A 15,857-nucleotide genomic window follows, 5' to 3' on the forward strand; every position below is an offset into this window, starting at 1 on the left:
CGCGCGGGTCGTTAAGGGGGGCGAAATGATCGACAATACTGGCAGACATGGGAACCTCCTGAGGCTGTTTCCCGATAGACTGCCGCAACCGGTTCTTTTTGAAAAATATTATACGCGCTCGCCCTGAGGCGGAAAACGATCGCCGCGCTCTTGGCGGCGAGGAGGGTGTCCGATCCCTATGCCCAGGATCTTCTGTCAGCGGATGGCATCCAGCGCATAGGGTTTCGGGTCTAGGATGGGTGCGCGATCAAGGAGGAGATCCGCGGCCAGCCTGGCGGACGCGGGGGCGGTGACCAGTCCGTTGCGGAAGTGGCCGGCGTTGAAGAAGAGGCCGGAGATGCCAGGATAGCGGCCAATGTAGGGGATGCCGCTGGGGGAGCTGGGTCTCAGTCCGGCCCAGTGGTCTTCGATCGGCGTGTGTCTGAGCACGGGGAATAGCTCGACCGCGGCGCGGTAGAGCGCTTCCTTGTCTTCGGCCGTCGTCGTCTTGGAGAAGCCGACGTGCTCGATGGTGCTGCCGAACAGCACCCGGCCGTCGCGGCGTGGGATGACATAGTGTCCGTCGCGCAGCGTGACGTGGTTGATCTGACCGGGTTTGCCGTAGAAGAGGATCATCTGCCCGCGTACCGGTTCGATGTCAGGCTTGCTGCCGAGCTGCTCAAGCAGCTTGGCGGTCCAGGCACCCGCGCAGATCAAGGTCTGCTCGGCTTCGATCCGCCCTTTCGGCGTGCGTACCCCGATGGCCCGGCCGTCTTCGACAAGAAGCTCCAGGACTTCCTCGCGCTCGCGCAGTCGAATGCGTTTCTCGAGGGCGCGTCTGACCGCCTTGGCGAGTCGCGGTGTGCGCAACTGGCCGATGTCCGGGAAGAGCAGGGCGCGATCCGGGCGAGGGCCGAGTTCCGGCTCGATCTGGTGCAGACGCGCTGCCTCGACGACCTCTAGCCGCTGGTTGTGCCGCGCGCTCCAGTCGAGCGCGGCTTCCAGATCGAGCGTGTCGAGGATGAGCAGGCCGCTCTGGGTCAGCTCTGGATCGATTTCGGTTTCGTCGTGCAGGGTAGTCGTCAGCGCGGGGTAGACTTCCTGGCTCCAGGTCGCCAGCTGGGTCACGGGCTCGGGCGCGCGCCAGGGATAGAGGGGCGAGATGATGCCGCCGCCGGCCCATGACGCCTCGCGGCCGGTCTCTCCCATCTCGATCAGGGTGACCTCAGCGCCCGCGAGTAGCAGCTCGCGCGCGGTCAGCAGTCCGATGATTCCGCCGCCGATGACGAGCACGTCTTTCATCGCATGGCCCCCTGGTCCGTTGTGATCTCGATTCTGGATGCCGGCGCCGAGACCGGTTCAGGTTCTGGCGTCGGCCGACTCGCCGGTGAGCTCGCGCGGGAGGGGGAAGACGACCTGCTCGCGGATGCCGTCCTGCTCCTCGACGCTGGCGGCTCCCCAGTCGCGCAGCTGCGCGATGACGCGCTCGACCAAGACTTCCGGGGCCGAGGCGCCCGCGGTCAGGCCGATCCGCGGCGAGCCGTCCAGCCATGCGCGCTGGATGTCCTCGGGTCCGTCGATCAGGTGGGCCATGCAACCCTGCTTCTCGGCGAGTTCGCGCAGCCGGTTGGAGTTCGAGCTGTTGGGCGATCCGACCACCAAGAGCAGGTCGATGCGCGTCGCAAGCTCGCGCACGGCATCCTGGCGATTCTGGGTCGCATAGCAGATGTCGCTCTTCTTGGGACCCTGAATGGCCGGAAAGCGTGCCTGCAGGGCGGCGATGATCTCGCGGCTGTCGTCCATGGAGAGCGTCGTCTGCGTCACGTAGGCGACGCGTTCGGGATCCGGGATCTGCAGCGAATCGATGTCGCTCGGGCGCTCGACGAGATGCATGCTCCCGCCATCGTCTTGGCATTGTCCCAGGGTCCCTTCCACTTCGGGGTGGCCGCGGTGACCGATGAGGATCACGGCCATGCCGTTCTTGCAATGCCGGGCGACCTCGAGGTGGACCTTGGTGACCAGCGGGCAGGTCGCGTCGAACACACGCAGGTCGCGCGCCTCGGCCGCTTGACGAACGGCCTGCGAGACGCCGTGGGCGCTGAACACCAGCGTCGCACCCTCGGGAACTTCGCTCAGCTCCTCGACGAAGATGGCGCCGCGCGCCCTCAGCCCTTCGACGACGAAGCGATTGTGGACCACTTCATGGCGCACATAGATGGGCGCGCCGTAGCGCTCGATCACGCGCTCGACGATGGCGATGGCTCGGTCGACGCCGGCACAGAATCCGCGGGGGTTAGCAAGCTGAATATTCATGGGTGATGAGCATAGGGGAAGAGGGGATGTTGAAACAGCTGGGGCCAAGTAAGGTTTTCCGGGGCGGGCGCCCGCGCTCTAAGGCGGCGCTGCGACCGGACTCAGACCGCTCCCTGCGTCGGCGGGTGTCGCGGCGTCCTGCGGCTCGACCGCGAGCACCTGGATGCGGATCCAGAGGGGTCGTCCGGAGAGGGGATGATTGAAATCGACCTGCACACGTCCATCCTCGACGGCCAGGATGATGCCGCTCACCTCGTCTCCACCAGGGCTCGCGAAGCTGACTACCTGCCCAGGCGTTGGATGCAGTTGCTCGGGGAAATCGTCCTGGTCCACCCAGTGGTGGTTGGCCTCGTCGTAGGTTCCGAAGAGATCGGAGCCGTTCGCGACCAGTTCGGTGTCCGCCCCGGCGCGGAGACGCTGGAGGTGGGCCTCGAAGGCCGGCGTGAAGGTGCCGTCGCCGATCCGGCAGCGGATGGGATCTTCTTCGAAGGTGGACAGCGCGATCAGGCCATCGTGGAAGCGTACCTCCAGGTGCAGGCAGACGCCGCAGCCGGGGGAGATGCCTCGATCGACGGGTGTTGCTGTCTGATCCGTCTCGGTCTGCTGCTGCATGCGCGACGACGCTCGCTCGGTCTCCGCTGGGTCCGTTTAGATCAGCTCTTGGGTGACAAAGAGATAGCCCAGAGACACGACGACCACGGCAATCGCGACATATGGGAGTAGAATACAAATGCCCGGTAGATCGTTACAGATCCGACTGTACTTACAGAGTTTACAGCTTTTCATACCCTGTCCGTTCGTCTGTGGTGAGGTTGGGATCGGGTTCGCCGGGCGATGAGGTCGACTGGCTCACAGATCACGAGCGCCGCTATCCTTGCGCAAATCCACCGCTTAATCAACGCATCCCTGGTCCGATTGGGCCGAACGCCGCCGCGTCCTGTGCGCAGGTCTCCGCGGGTCTCGTCAGGCGGACTCGCGGTCTCTATCTGGCTCGAGGCGGGCGTGGTGGAGTACCCGGCGATTCGACTCATCAACCCCGTTAATATGGATACAAGCCGAGGCATTTCACCCTTTGAACGCATCCTCTTTGAACGCAGCCTCTCTTTCTGGCATCTCGTCCTCTTCGGACTCGACCGCTGACGGCATCGGGGCACGGATCGGCTTCATCAGCCTCGGTTGTCCCAAGGCGACGGTCGACTCCGAGCGGATCCTGACCCAATTGCGCGCCTCGGGGTATGCCATACAGCCGAGCTATGAGGGCGCGGATCTGGTGATTGTCAACACCTGCGGTTTCATCGATGCCGCCGTCGAGGAGTCGCTCGAGGCCATCGGTGAGGCACTGGCCGAAAACGGCCGCGTGGTGGTGACGGGGTGTCTCGGTGCGCGCGCCGAGGTGATTCGCCGCGCTCACCCCGAGGTGCTCGCGGTGACCGGACCTCAGGCGTTGGAGGAGGTCATGGCGGCGGTGCGGCAGCATTTACCGGCCCCGCATGACCCCTTCACCAGCCTGGTGCCGCCGCAGGGGGTGCGGCTGACGCCGAGTCACTTGGCCTATCTGAAGATCTCGGAGGGCTGCAATCATAGATGCAGCTTCTGCATCATCCCAAGCCTGCGCGGCGATCTGGTCAGCCGAGGTATCGGCGCGGTGCTCGAGGAGGCGCAACAGTTGGTCGAGGCCGGCGTGCGGGAGCTATTGGTCATCTCCCAAGACACCAGCGCCTATGGGCTGGATCTGCGCCATCGCCCGGATTTCTGGGGCGGTCGACCCTTGAAGACCCATATCACCGATCTGGCGCGTGCCTTGGGCGATCTGCCCGCCTGGGTGCGCCTGCACTACGTCTATCCCTATCCGCATGTGGATGCGCTGATCCCCTTGATGGCCGATGGCCTGATCCTGCCCTATCTGGACATGCCGCTTCAGCACGGCAGCGAGTCCGTGCTCAAGGCGATGCGGCGGCCGGCGGCGACGGAGCGGGTCTTGGAGCGTTTGGCCCGCTGGCGCGAGCAGTGTCCCGAGCTGGTGCTGCGCAGTACCTTCATCGTCGGCTTCCCGGGGGAGACCGAGGCCGAATTCGAGCGGCTGCTGGATTTCCTGCGCGAGGCGCGTCTGGACCGTGTCGGCTGTTTCGCCTATTCGCCGGTGGCAGGCGCCGCGGCCAACGCACTGCCCGATCCCGTTGCGGAGGCGGTCAAGGAAGAGCGCCGTGAGCGCTTCATGGCCGTGCAGGCGGAGATCAGTCGGGAGAAACTGGCCGCGCGCATCGGCCAGCGGCTCACCGTTCTCGTCGATGCCGTCGAGGAGGACGCCATCATCGCGCGCAGCTATGCCGATGCGCCCGAGATCGACGGCGAAGTCATCATCCCGGGCGCCTGGGAGATCGAAGTCGGCGACTTCATCGAGGTGGAGGTGACGGATTCAGGCGAGCACGATCTCTGGGCCGTACCGGTCGAGGACTGATCGCGGCTGGCCGGCGCTCAGCTGTGCTCGACACTCTCAGAACGCCGATCCAGCCTCCTTGCCGAGCTTTTTCAGAATGAGCGCCAGCGGACAGAATCCGGTGAAGGCGGACTGGAAGAGATTGGCGCCGACAAAGGCGGTGAACCAGAGCCAGTAGGGGCTCACGAAGTGGGCCAGGCCGATCGAAATGACGATGAAGGCGCCTGCGACGGCAAAAACGATGCGTTCGATGGTCATGGGATTCTCTACACTTAAGGGATGAAAGGGACGAGGGATGAAAGGGACGGGCGCATACCCCGATCTTACTCAGCTCAGATGGCTTTGTTCAACCGAGCCAGTCCCTGCTGGATCACCGGAATCCGGTCTCTGGGGCGTTAGGGACGACTCGAGCGCTGGTCAACCTGGCTGCAAGGGGTGGTGGATCCATGGAACCCGAAGACTTTCCTCGGCTGCTGGCTGGCATGATGCGGCCTGACGCCTACCCGCATGCGGTCGAGACCGTCGAGCACCTCGAGACGCATATCTCCCATGTCTTCCTGGCCGGCGCCTATGCCTACAAGCTCAAGAAGCCGCTCGATCTTGGCTTCCTGGATTTCTCCACCTTGGAGCGCCGCCACCTCTGCTGTGACGAGGAGTTGAGGCTCAATTGCAGGCTGGCGCCGGAGCTCTATCTGGGCGTGGTCGCCCTGACTGGCGAACCCGACGCGCCGCGGGTCGGCGGGGAGGGTGTCGCGCTGGAGTTCGCCGTCCACATGCGGCGTTTCCCTCAGGCGTCGCTGCTCGACCGGCTGCCCCTGTCCTCCGAGCTGATGCGACGCTTGGCCGAGCTGGTCGCTGAGTTCCATGCCAGGATCCCGGTCGCTGACGAGGCGTCGGCCTATGGCGCCCCGGTCGTCATCCTCGAGCCCATGCTCGAAAACCTCCGTCAGATCAGGTCGCGCTCGGTGATTCCCGCGAACATCGCGCGCTTGGATCACCTGGAGGTTTGGACACGGAGGCGTTTCGCCGAGCTGACGCCCGTGATGGAGAAGCGTCGGCGCGAGGGCTTCGTGCGTGAGTGCCATGGCGATATGCATCGCGGCAACATCGCACTGGTCGATGGCGAGATCTGCATCTTCGACGCCATCGAGTTCAACCCCAATCTGCGTTGGATCGATACCGCCAGTGAGATCGCCTTCTTCGTCATGGACCTGGAGCAATCCGGCGAGAGGGCGCACGCCCAGCTCTTCCTCAATCGCTACCTCGAGCGCAGCGGCGACTATGGTGCGCTGAGGGTGCTCGATTTCTACAAGGTGTATCGCGCCATGGTTCGCGCGAAGGTGTTGGCCATTCGGCTTGGCCAGCGCGATCTCCAGCCCTCGGAGGAGGCGGACATTCGCCGCCAGTGCACGCATTATCTGAGCCTGGCGGAGTCCTATACGCAGCCCCGCCGGCCGCATCTGCTCATCGCCTGCGGGCTGCCGGGCTCGGGCAAGAGCCGGCTGTCCTATCGACTGCGCGAGGTTCGGCCGATGATCCATCTGCGCTCCGATCTGGAGCGCAAGCGCTTGTTCGGTCTCCACGAGCTCGAGCGCACCGCGACGCAGGTCGGCAAGGGCATCTACTTCCCCAATGCCACCAACTGGACCTACGACCGTCTGCATCGGCTGGCGGACGCCATCCTCGCGAGTGGCTACGACGTTCTGGTGGATGCCACCTTCATCGCCCGAGAGCGGCGCGAGCGCTTTCATGACTTGGCAGCCAAACATCGTGCCGGGTTTGGGATCCTGGCCTTGGATGCGCCGCTGGATGTATTGCGCGAGCGTGTGATGCGCCGCTTGTCTCGGGGCGACGACGCCTCGGAGGCGGATCTGGCCGTCCTGGAGCGTCAGCATGCCGGCCGGCAGTGCCTCAACGATTGGGAGCGCGGTTATGCCGTGCTGGTCGATACCAGTCGCGAGCCGCAGCTGGTGGATGTCCTCTCGCGCATCGACGCGATTCTCGATCAGGAGACGCCGAAGATTCAGAGGTCGGAGGCCCACCCGGAGGCGGGGGAGCGACAGCGGCTTCAGGGTTAGATCTCGCGCCTCGAACGTGGCCGCCGCGGTCTGTGTGACGTCCCGCTACACCAGGATCAGCGCCACCCCGGACACCATGATGAGCCCGGCCGGGATGCGCGCGACCATATTCTCTTCGCCGAACAGCAGGGCGCCATAGAGGATGCCGAAGAGCAGACTGGTGCGCTTGACGGCGATCATGTAGGCCACCTCCACCTGCTGGATCGCCAGGAAATGGGTGAAGACCATGACGGCGAGCAAGCCGCCCACGGTCAAGACGGCCCAGGGCCGTTTCCCGAGCTTCAGCAGTCGCCGCGGCCGTGGCAGCACCACCAGGACGAAGACCGTCAGCCCCAGCACGCCGAAGTAGAAGGCGCCGAAGGACTCCGGCGGGACGTACTGCATGGCGCCCTTGCCCAGGGTCGCGGTCACCGCGTAGATGACGGCGACGCCCAGCATCAGTCGGGATCCACGCGCGTAGAAAATGGCGGTCAGCGGTCTCATCCAGGTCCGCCAGTCAGTCATCCGTGCCTGGGTGGCGTTCAGCAGCCAAGCCCCGAGGACCACGAGCAGGATGCCGCTCGCGCCACGCGCCGAGACATGCTCGCCGAGCAGCGCCCAGGCGATCGCGATCACGAAGACCGGCGAGAAGGCCAGATAGGGCACCGTGAGCGACAGGGGATGATCACGAATGGCGGCCATGTAGAGCAGCATGGCGGCCAATTCCAGAGGCACCAGGGCGGCGATCCAGAGCCAGAAGGCGAGGGGGAGTTCGGCGAGCGGGGGAAGGCCCGACAGCAGCGGTGTCATCAGCAGTCCGGGGACGCAGAAGCGCACGATCAGAAGCTCGACGGCCGAGAATCCTTGCAGCCAGGCCTTGGTGGTGGCGTCCGCGCTGGCGAGGCTCAGGGCGCAGAGTAGGGAGAGGGTGATCCAGGTCATGTCTGTCCCGCGGCGGGTTGGCGATCCAGCATCCTGGCCCGAATGGCGATGGCGTCTGACGTGAGCGGCTCGTTCCGGATGGCTGCGCGATCAGCGGCCAGGGTCGGGATTCGGCGCCTGTGCCCCTGTGCTTGAGGCCAGATCCTTCCGCGAGTTCAGATCGTTCGCGTGGGGGCGATGATCTCGACCCCAGCGCCCGGGCGGTGTGCGTTCTCGCTGATCCGCCGCCGCCACGCCCTGGCACCGGGCTGCCCTTGGAAGAGCCCAAGCAGGTGCCGGCTCATGGCGCTCAAGGGCACACCGGCGGCGAGCTGACGCTCCGCATACGGCAGGAAAGCCGTCAGAACCTCCTGTCGCGTTGGCACGGGATGGGTGTCGCCAAAGATGCGCCGATCCGCCTCGGCCAGAATCCACGGGTTGTGATAGGCCTCGCGGCCGATCATGACGCCGTCGAGATCGGCAAGGAAGCCGGCCGCCTCATCGAGTGTCTTGATGCCGCCATTGATCGCCAGGCAAAGACTCGGAAACGTCTCTCTGAGCCGCAGCACAAGGTCGTACCTCAAGGGTGGAATGTCGCGATTTTCCTTGGGGCTCAAGCCCTTCAGCCATGCCTTGCGGGCGTGCACGATGACGGCGTCGCAACCGGCCTGCGTCACCTGGCCGATGAAGTCGATCAGCGCTTCTTCGCTGTCCCGATCGTCGATCCCGATCCGGCACTTCACCGTCACCGGCACCTCCACGACATCCTTCATCGCGGCGACGCAGTCCGCCACCACAGCCGGTTCGGCCATCAGACAGGCGCCGAAGCGCCCGTTCTGCACCCGATCCGAAGGACAGCCGACGTTCATGTTGATTTCGTCGTAGCCCCAGTCCGCACCCAGCCGCGCACAGCGCGCCATGTCCGCGGGATCCGAGCCGCCGAGCTGCAGCGCGACCGGGTGCTCGGCGGGGTCGTAGCGCAGGAAGCGGTCCCGGTCGCCGTGAATGAGCGCGCCCGTGGTCACCATTTCGCTATAGAGCAGGGTATGCCTGCTGATCAGGCGCAAGAAGTAGCGGCAGTGCCTGTCGGTCCAGTCGAGCATGGGGGCGACGGACAGGCGACGGTCCAATTCAATCACTGGCTTAACTGCTATACCGCTGTTTTCGTTGCCTTGTTGGTACATTATTCGTCACTCTTCCACACCGTTAGCGATATACTGCTACCTGATGCACTGTGCCTGATTTGTACCAACTGCACCAAGTCAGGCAGGTGGTACACCGGGAAGTGGTACATCAGGGGATTGGCCGGCGCGTGCAGCGAACACGCGCCAGCCGTTGGCACAGTCTGACGTGGAGACCGTACCGCATGGCAGCTTATCAGCAGCGCGGGAAGCGATGGCGCGCCATCGTGCGCAAGAAGGGGCACCCGCCGATCTCGAAGACCTTCCAGACGAAAGGCATGGCGGAGCGATGGGCGAAGGAGACCGAGCGAGACATGGAGGGGCGCGCGTTTCGCGATCCGCGCCAACTGGAAAACCTGACTGTCTCCGACCTGATCGTCAGGTATCGGCGCGAGATGCCAGACCAGGGCAAGACGAAGGCCGCATGTCTGCGCATGCTCGAGCACAACCTCGGCCCCTTGGTCCTGGCTGCGCTCGACAAGCCGCGCATCATCGAGTATGGCCGCATGCGTGCATCGGAGCATGGCGCGGGGCCCGCAACCGTCGCTCAGGACTTGATCTATCTCAGGGGCCTTCTGGAGACGGCTAGGGCGCATTGGGATATCCCTGTGTCCGTGGAAGCCGCTACCGACGCGCGCGCCGTGCTGAGGCGAGAGGGGCTTGTTGCAGCGTCTCAGGAGCGGGACCGCCGACCGACGCCCGAGGAGTTGGAGCGGCTGTACGCCTACTGGCAGCGTCCCGCCCTGCGCAACATGACAACGCCCATGCATGACGTCGTGTGCTTCGCGATCGCATCGGCGATGCGCCTATCCGAGATCTGCGCGATTCGATGGGATGACATCATCAAGCAGGACCGGACCATCGTCATTCGGGATCGCAAGCACCCGACCAAGAAGGCCGGCAATGATCAAACTGTCCCGCTCCTTCGGGACGCCTGGAGCATCGTTCAGCGTCAGCCGCGCACGGAGGGCGAGCCGCGCATCTTCCCCTTCAAGCCGCAGTCAGTGAGCGCCAATTTCACGCGCGCTGTGCTGCGCTCGAAGATCGACGACCTGCGCTTTCACGATTTGCGTCACCACGGGATCAGTCTGCTCTTCGAGGCTGGCTACCAGGTACAGGAGGTGGCGCTCGTCTCCGGTCACCGGGACTGGAAGCAGCTCCGGCGATACACCCAGCTCGAAGCGCGAGACCTGCACCGGGATGCGCCATGATCGGCGCCTATGAGTCGCAGCAGCAGCTACTCGAGGTCCTCAGCCGAGCGTGGAACTACAACGCCGAGATCTTGCGCCGTCACGGCTACGTGGTGACCAAGATGGGCGCGCCGCCAGTCACCCAGGACATTGCAGAGCCCGACGCGCAAGAGGCGCAGCGTGTCATTGGTGCCGTTTCCGAGGTATGGCGATCACTATTCACGGATGACAAGGCCGCAATCGCCAATGCTGGACTGTGGCTGGGGATCGTTTCGAGTGGCCAGTATTTTCGCAAGCGTCAAGCTGGCAACCGCCAGGGCAAGAATGTCTCGTCTGCGCGTGATTTCGCCATCGGCTGCACCGCTTGGGATGAGCTGCGCAAGCACCCAGGCAGGCGCCCGACCTGGAAGGCATTCGACACCGAGTTCCTGAAGATCGATCCCGACAGCAAGCCGAGCGCGACCCGGCGCGCGTTCACAGCAGTGAAGAAGCTCAAGGGCTGATAGCCTTTTTTGCGCAAGAACCGGTTCTTGCGCAAGCACCCCTGCTCTCACCGGCAGCATGGACTCGTCATCAACACGGAGACGAGTCACATGGCAAAGCGCCGAATTTTACCGAAACGCTCATTCGCCGAGATCTTCCGCCAGGGGCGTGAAGTTGGAAATGAGAACGTCCTTCTCAATGACGCCGAGTATGGAGTCATCCTCGCAGGGGGTGATAAGGAGGCTTACGCGCCCGGCAGCGTGGCCAACATGAGATCCATTGGCCGGTTGCGTTCACCCGTCGTCAAAGTCGGGAGGCAGCCGCGCACGCGCCTGAGTGACGCGCTCCGGGAGTTGGAGCGCATGACGCGGAGGGCTGCAGCGTGAAGATGAGACTCCCCAGAAATGAAGCCGCCTGCTCAGGGGGCAGCCTGGCAGGCGCAATTGAGACGAGGGCAGATGCAGAGTATTCTTTGAGCCGTCGCGGGAGCCCGGCAAGGCGTCCCGCGTAAAGCAATCCGACCGAAGATCGGCTTGCACCGGCGGGAGAGATTATACCCCATGGGTCCGTGTTCCATCACGCCCCGCGCTCTCGCCCCTGCTGCCTTCTAGGTCGAACCCAGCCTTTTTTGGAGTTCGACACATGTTCCAGAAGACCAGCACCAATGGCCCCCGCACAGGCTATGCCTGGCGCAAGGCCCGCGGCCTGCTCACCATCGGCGATCACACCCGCAGATACCAGGCCACCCGCCACCCGCGCGGCCCGTATCGATGCCCCATGCCTGAGGATCGCATCATCAGCGGTCTGGGGGCACGTCCATGACCACCGTCAACACTGACCGCCTCACGCCCGAGGTCCGGGCGCAGGTGGAATTCCAGGCCCCACCGGCCGAGGAGGCGCCGCTCCCCGAGATCAGGGAGACGAAGACCCCTGGCGTCTGGCACCTGATCGAGCCCGACGGATCCCGGACCCGCGTGACCAAGGACGGAGCCGGACACTACGTCGGCCCTGACGGCGCGTGCTGGGATACCGAAGGGTACCGACTGCGCGGCCCTGCCGGCGAGCCGCCGCTGTCTCCTGAGATGAAGAGCGCCGCCGTCGCCATCGCAACGCGCATGCTGACATCTCAGGCGCCACCGTCGCTTGAGTATCCGATAGCCGCCCTAGGCCCGCTGGCGCCCGCCTGCAATGCCCTGGCCGCTGGCGCCCAGATCCGCCCGGCGATGGCAGGGCAAAGCCTTCTCGCCGTCGCTGCCATGCTGGCGCAGTCGGTCGCCAACGTCCGCACCATCGAGAGCGTCAAACCGCTGTCGCTCTACTGCCTGACCATCGGCGAATCGGGAGACGGGAAGAGTACAGGCGACGCCGTGGCGCAATCTGCCGTGCAGGCCCGCCAGCGCAACGAGGCCCGTGAATATCTGGAGCTCGTCCGCGCGATCCAGGAGGCGCCCAAGGGCAAGGGCGAGGATCGCGCAGAGGTTCCACCGGAGCCTTACCGCATCGCCCGGGATGGCACCGTGGAAGGCATCCGCCGATCGTTCGCCCAGGGCGTGCCGTCCCAAGGCATCTTCTCGAGTGAGGCCGCCGCGATCCTCGCAGGCTACGGGATGAATGCAGACAACCGGGCGAAGTCGGCCGCGACCTTTAACGCGCTTTGGGACGATGGCGAACTGTCCGTCTCGCGCGGGACAACTGGACGGCTCCAGCTCTACGACCGCCGGCTGTCGATTCATTGGCTCATCCAACCTGGCGCCGCTGCCGATGTGATGAGCGACCCTATGCTGTCGGGAATCGGCTTCTGGCCACGGTTCCTGATCGCATGGCCGGAGCCGTCAGACCCACGCAAGGCCCGGCCCTGGAAGGCGAACGAGTCGCCAGAGATCGCCGCATTCTGGCGCGCGTGCACCGTTCTCCTTGATCGCCGACTCGGCGATGATTGCTCAGAACTGCCGATCCTTGAACCGACCGATGATGCGATGCGGCTCGCGTGCGCCTACTTCGAGCGGATGGAGGAGGCCGCCAAGGGCCGGCGGGCAGAACTGCGCGACATCAAGCCCTATGCCGTCCGCTCCACCGAGCAAGCCTTCAGAATCGCTGGCGTGCTCGCCGTCTATGGCGAAGAGGATCACATCAGCGCCGAGGCGATGCGAAACGCTATCCATCTGGCCGCCTATGCGCTGGAGACGTGGCGCGGTGTCTTCGGTGACCGGGAGGCCCGCACGGCCCGCGCGCACGCCCTGACGCTCTACAGGTGGCTTCTGGAGCAACCTGGCGCGACCGCTCGCGCGTCCGACATCCTGCATATTGGCCCTGGCGCCATCCGCTCGAAGTCTGTGCGCGATACGGCATTGGCGACGCTGGCACAGATGGAGCTCGTCACCAGTCTTGATGGAAACCGCTGGCGCGCGGAGATGCCGCAATGAGTGTACAAGCACTGATCGCCGACATCCTGTCCGAGCCCGTCGCGGCGCACGTTGCGACAGACACCCCTGCGACATCTGCGATTCCTGCGACAACCAGCGCAGTTACTGGGCTCGAAGGCTTGCGACCCGGTTGCGACTTTTGCGATTTCTCACCCGAGACTGAGGCCCCGCTGCCCGAAAGTCGCAAGGAATCGCAAGACCGTCGCAAGGCTGAATCCCGCGCCATTACTGGCGAGTCGCAGGAATCGCAACAATCGCAGGGGTCCACCGTCGCAAGCGACTTGCGATTCATCGAGACCGATCGCCGAATGTGTATCGACTGCACCAGGCTGGAGCCGGATGGCCGATGTGGCGCGGCCCGGCGCGGTGAGCTGCCGATGACATCTACCCGGTACGAACCCATCACGGATCGCTTGGAGCGGTGCGTGGGCTATCAGCCGACATCCGCCGATCCAGACAGGCGGCCCGGCCGCGAGCGATGGCCCAACCTCGCCCGGCGCCTTCAGGAGGGGTTGCTATGACACAACTCACGTTCGTAGATGACACCATCTGGGTTGACGGCCCATCGTGGGGCGCGGACATCGTGGACCTGCCCGTTGAGGAGGCCTGGGCGCTGTTCGATGGCTGGCTGCGGGCGCAGCACGCCGAGCGCGATCGAGCCACGGCCGTGCTGGAACGCCGATCGCGGCTGCGGCTGGTCCCCAGGGAGGGCGCGATATGAAGCGGGTTCGTTGCGTCGATTGCCTGCTGTGGGATGGCCTGACCGGCTGGTGTCCGTCGGGCGAGCGACTGGTGTCGGGCGGGAACTACTGGCGCAGATGCCCCGAGTTCTGGGTGAAGGCGTCGCTCGTGCCCGCGCATGCCAATGTTGTCTCTGACGATCCCGCGCCGAGCCGCGCGTGGGATGGGCGTCAGTGGGTCGAGATCCCCACGCCAGCCTCGCGCGTCCCCACCCCAAAAATCCGCATGCACTGAGTTTTCAATAGTCGCCGTCACGATCAAAAGGGGCGGTGCGCGACTTGACATAATGGCGATACAGCGCAATCGGCCCCGTTATCGTCGGGTCATCTGGGCGCAGATTCGTAATACTGAACCGGACCATCACTAACACGCGTTTGAGGATTCCTAACCGGCATTAGCGCGATGCTCGCTTCACTCTCAATCGATTTCGAGATCCGCATGGACTCAACCGCCACCCTGATCGATCAAGCCTGGCAGTCCGGCCGCATTGCAGGCCCCCAAACCGTCGCTTGGCTGAAATCGCTTCAGCCGCTAGCCGCCAGGCGCTACATCAACAGCCTCGGAGGCACCGTCATCAATCCCGAGCGGGCGCAATTCGGCAGCGACGAAGCCGGTTATCAGGCGTACCAGAAGGCCGCCGCGCGTGGTGATGTGCGCATCCTTGGGGGTGCCGCATGAGCGCTGCGCAGCTCTACCAAGCCCGTCTCGCCCTGATCGGTGAAGGCCGCGAGCTGCGCGCCGAGCAGACCGAGCTCGGACCACGCATGATCGAAGCCGGAACCCGCCAGCGCGAGGCCGCGACCCAGCTCCAGAACTGTACGGCACGCACCCGTGGCGCGCTGGATGACCCTGAGCAGCAGGCCCGCCAGATCGAAGCCGACGCCAGCGACGTGGCTTTGCGCAACCTGCGGGCACGGGGTGAAGAGATCCGCGCCCGCCTCGCCGTGCTCGAGCATGAGGCCCACCAGCCGATTGTACTGACTGACAAGGACATCAAGGGGCACCTGACGTCATTGGACGCAGCCCGTCAGGCGGTCACGAAGCTGGAAGCCGCCGCGACGAAGCAGGCTGAGCTTGTGGGTGCCCTTGCCAGCGGCCCGGACGTGCGATCTGAGCACGCGGCCCGACGTGCCGAACTGTCCGCCAAGGTGCTTCTCGGCGAAGCCGCTACGGCCGATCTGGAACGTCTGGATCAGGAAGCCGAACCGGCACTGCGGAACGCGGACGCCCTATCCGCCCGTCTGGAGGAGGCCCAAGCCGTCGCCGACGTGCTCGCCCATCGTCTGGTGCTCGCCCATCAGGCCCTGGCGGACTTGGCCCCGTTGACTGCGCTGTGTGCTCAGTCGATCGCCGCGACCGAGCTGGAGGCCGCGAGTCAGGCTTGGCAGGAACTGGCCGCTCGGGAAATCGAGGCGCGTAACCGCCTCACCGGTCTGGATCAACTTTTCCGCTCGCTCGGCGGCAATCCGCCGGCGCGTCAGAGCTTCGATCCGCTCAGTCTCACCGAAGCCGCCCGACTGGAGCGCGAACGACTGAGCAAGGCCCGCCCCGCCTTGTTCTGAGCAAGGCGCGGTCGCGGGTGGTAGGTCGCGGCCGCACCCCAGGGACGCGCGCGATGGTCCCCGGCTCCCATGAGTCGCCCCGATTCGCGCAAACATCACCGAGGGCTTGTCATGCCGCTACCTGCGAATGGGATCACCGAATGCGTCCAACTGCTCAGGATCGCGATCGAGGACGCTTTGCAGAACCAACTGCCCGCCGACCGAGCGGAGGAGGTCGCCGACCGAGCGGCGCATTCCTTCGTTAGCGTGTATGGCGGATCTGTCATTTACGTGCCGCTCGCGGCTCGCTTTGAACTGCCGAGGCGCAACGCCGCGATTTATAGCGCCTGGCTTGAGGAACGCTTCGACCGGCCGGCCGCCATCAAGCAGCTTTGTCGTAAGCACGGGCTAAGCGAGAACCAGATTTACAAGGTCATCCGGCAGGAACGTCTGAAGCACGTTCGGGCGAAGCAGGCCGACGCAGACGAGATCCAGACCTGGCGGCACGATGCCGCGTGATCTCAACGCACAGCCTTTGCGTTTTGCGTTTGAAAGGTGAATCTCGGGATTTATCAGGTTTCAGGGGAGGGC

17 protein-coding genes are annotated in these 15,857 nt (G+C 64.7%); 11 read left to right on the forward strand and 6 right to left on the reverse strand.

Translation table 11 applies throughout. From position 1 onward, the window contains the following. Positions 1–195 precede the first annotated feature (195 nt). From thiO to CKO23_RS14035, 3 genes are all read right to left on the reverse strand, one after another. Complete coding sequence (gene thiO, locus CKO23_RS14025) at positions 196–1,281, reverse strand: glycine oxidase ThiO (RefSeq protein WP_200332209.1); 1,086 nt, start codon at positions 1,279–1,281, stop codon at positions 196–198. Positions 1,282–1,338: 57 nt separating this feature from the next. Then, positions 1,339–2,292, reverse strand: coding sequence for a 4-hydroxy-3-methylbut-2-enyl diphosphate reductase (gene ispH, locus CKO23_RS14030; protein WP_200332211.1), 954 nt, complete (start codon positions 2,290–2,292; stop codon positions 1,339–1,341). A gap of 78 nt (positions 2,293–2,370) precedes the next feature. Continuing rightward, positions 2,371–2,904 (reverse strand): FKBP-type peptidyl-prolyl cis-trans isomerase, encoded by a 534-nt coding sequence (locus CKO23_RS14035; RefSeq protein WP_200332213.1) that lies wholly within the window; start codon positions 2,902–2,904, stop codon positions 2,371–2,373. 499 nt (positions 2,905–3,403) lie between these two features. Between CKO23_RS14035 and rimO the strand changes: the two genes are divergently transcribed. Beyond that, entirely contained in the window at positions 3,404–4,750 is a 1,347-nt protein-coding gene (gene rimO / locus CKO23_RS14040) for a 30S ribosomal protein S12 methylthiotransferase RimO (RefSeq protein ID WP_200332306.1), read from the forward strand. A gap of 36 nt (positions 4,751–4,786) precedes the next feature. On the opposite strand, the gene CKO23_RS14045 is transcribed toward rimO, so the two are convergent. After that, complete coding sequence (locus CKO23_RS14045; protein ID WP_200332215.1) at positions 4,787–4,987, reverse strand: YgaP family membrane protein; 201 nt, start codon at positions 4,985–4,987, stop codon at positions 4,787–4,789. A gap of 188 nt (positions 4,988–5,175) precedes the next feature. Here CKO23_RS14045 and CKO23_RS14050 point away from each other — a divergent pair, with 188 nt between their 5' ends. Next, positions 5,176–6,807 (forward strand): AAA family ATPase, encoded by a 1,632-nt coding sequence (locus CKO23_RS14050; RefSeq protein WP_200332217.1) that lies wholly within the window; start codon positions 5,176–5,178, stop codon positions 6,805–6,807. A gap of 45 nt (positions 6,808–6,852) precedes the next feature. Here the strand turns inward: CKO23_RS14050 and CKO23_RS14055 are convergent, their stop codons facing one another. Then, positions 6,853–7,728, reverse strand: coding sequence for a DMT family transporter (locus CKO23_RS14055; protein ID WP_200332219.1), 876 nt, complete (start codon positions 7,726–7,728; stop codon positions 6,853–6,855). Positions 7,729–7,883: 155 nt separating this feature from the next. Then, complete coding sequence (gene dusA, locus CKO23_RS14060; protein ID WP_200332221.1) at positions 7,884–8,891, reverse strand: tRNA dihydrouridine(20/20a) synthase DusA; 1,008 nt, start codon at positions 8,889–8,891, stop codon at positions 7,884–7,886. A gap of 182 nt (positions 8,892–9,073) precedes the next feature. Between dusA and CKO23_RS14065 the strand changes: the two genes are divergently transcribed. The 9 genes from CKO23_RS14065 to CKO23_RS14105 all read left to right on the forward strand — a co-directional run bounded on the left by CKO23_RS14065 (position 9,074) and on the right by CKO23_RS14105 (position 15,785). Beyond that, positions 9,074–10,099 carry a site-specific integrase gene (locus tag CKO23_RS14065; protein ID WP_200332223.1) on the forward strand — a complete coding sequence of 342 codons (1,026 nt, stop codon included), beginning with the start codon at positions 9,074–9,076 and terminating at the stop codon, positions 10,097–10,099. Beyond that, positions 10,096–10,581 (forward strand): hypothetical protein, encoded by a 486-nt coding sequence (locus tag CKO23_RS14070; RefSeq protein ID WP_200332225.1) that lies wholly within the window; start codon positions 10,096–10,098, stop codon positions 10,579–10,581. Before CKO23_RS14065 ends, CKO23_RS14070 begins: the two co-directional genes overlap by 4 nt. 622 nt (positions 10,582–11,203) lie before the next feature. After that, complete coding sequence (locus tag CKO23_RS14075) at positions 11,204–11,383, forward strand: hypothetical protein (RefSeq protein WP_200332227.1); 180 nt, start codon at positions 11,204–11,206, stop codon at positions 11,381–11,383. After that, positions 11,380–12,984 carry a DUF3987 domain-containing protein gene (locus CKO23_RS14080; protein ID WP_200332229.1) on the forward strand — a complete coding sequence of 535 codons (1,605 nt, stop codon included), beginning with the start codon at positions 11,380–11,382 and terminating at the stop codon, positions 12,982–12,984. The genes CKO23_RS14075 and CKO23_RS14080 overlap by 4 nt, the downstream gene beginning before the upstream one ends. A 517-nt stretch (positions 12,985–13,501) precedes the next feature. Beyond that, positions 13,502–13,705, forward strand: a complete 204-nt coding sequence (locus CKO23_RS14085) for a hypothetical protein (RefSeq protein WP_200332231.1) — start codon at positions 13,502–13,504, stop codon at positions 13,703–13,705. After that, a complete protein-coding gene (locus tag CKO23_RS14090; protein WP_200332233.1) occupies positions 13,702–13,959 on the forward strand; it encodes a hypothetical protein in 258 nt (85 codons plus the stop codon). Before CKO23_RS14085 ends, CKO23_RS14090 begins: the two co-directional genes overlap by 4 nt. A 204-nt stretch (positions 13,960–14,163) precedes the next feature. After that, positions 14,164–14,403 carry a hypothetical protein gene (locus CKO23_RS14095; protein WP_200332235.1) on the forward strand — a complete coding sequence of 80 codons (240 nt, stop codon included), beginning with the start codon at positions 14,164–14,166 and terminating at the stop codon, positions 14,401–14,403. Continuing rightward, a complete protein-coding gene (locus tag CKO23_RS14100; RefSeq protein WP_200332237.1) occupies positions 14,400–15,287 on the forward strand; it encodes a hypothetical protein in 888 nt (295 codons plus the stop codon). The genes CKO23_RS14095 and CKO23_RS14100 overlap by 4 nt, the downstream gene beginning before the upstream one ends. Positions 15,288–15,398: 111 nt before the next feature. Continuing rightward, positions 15,399–15,785, forward strand: a complete 387-nt coding sequence (locus CKO23_RS14105; RefSeq protein WP_200332239.1) for a Mor transcription activator family protein — start codon at positions 15,399–15,401, stop codon at positions 15,783–15,785. The last annotated feature ends 72 nt before the right edge of the window (positions 15,786–15,857 follow it).

Source organism: Thiocystis violacea (assembly GCF_016583565.1).
Lineage (GTDB): Bacteria > Pseudomonadota > Gammaproteobacteria > Chromatiales > Chromatiaceae > Thiorhodococcus > Thiorhodococcus violaceus_A.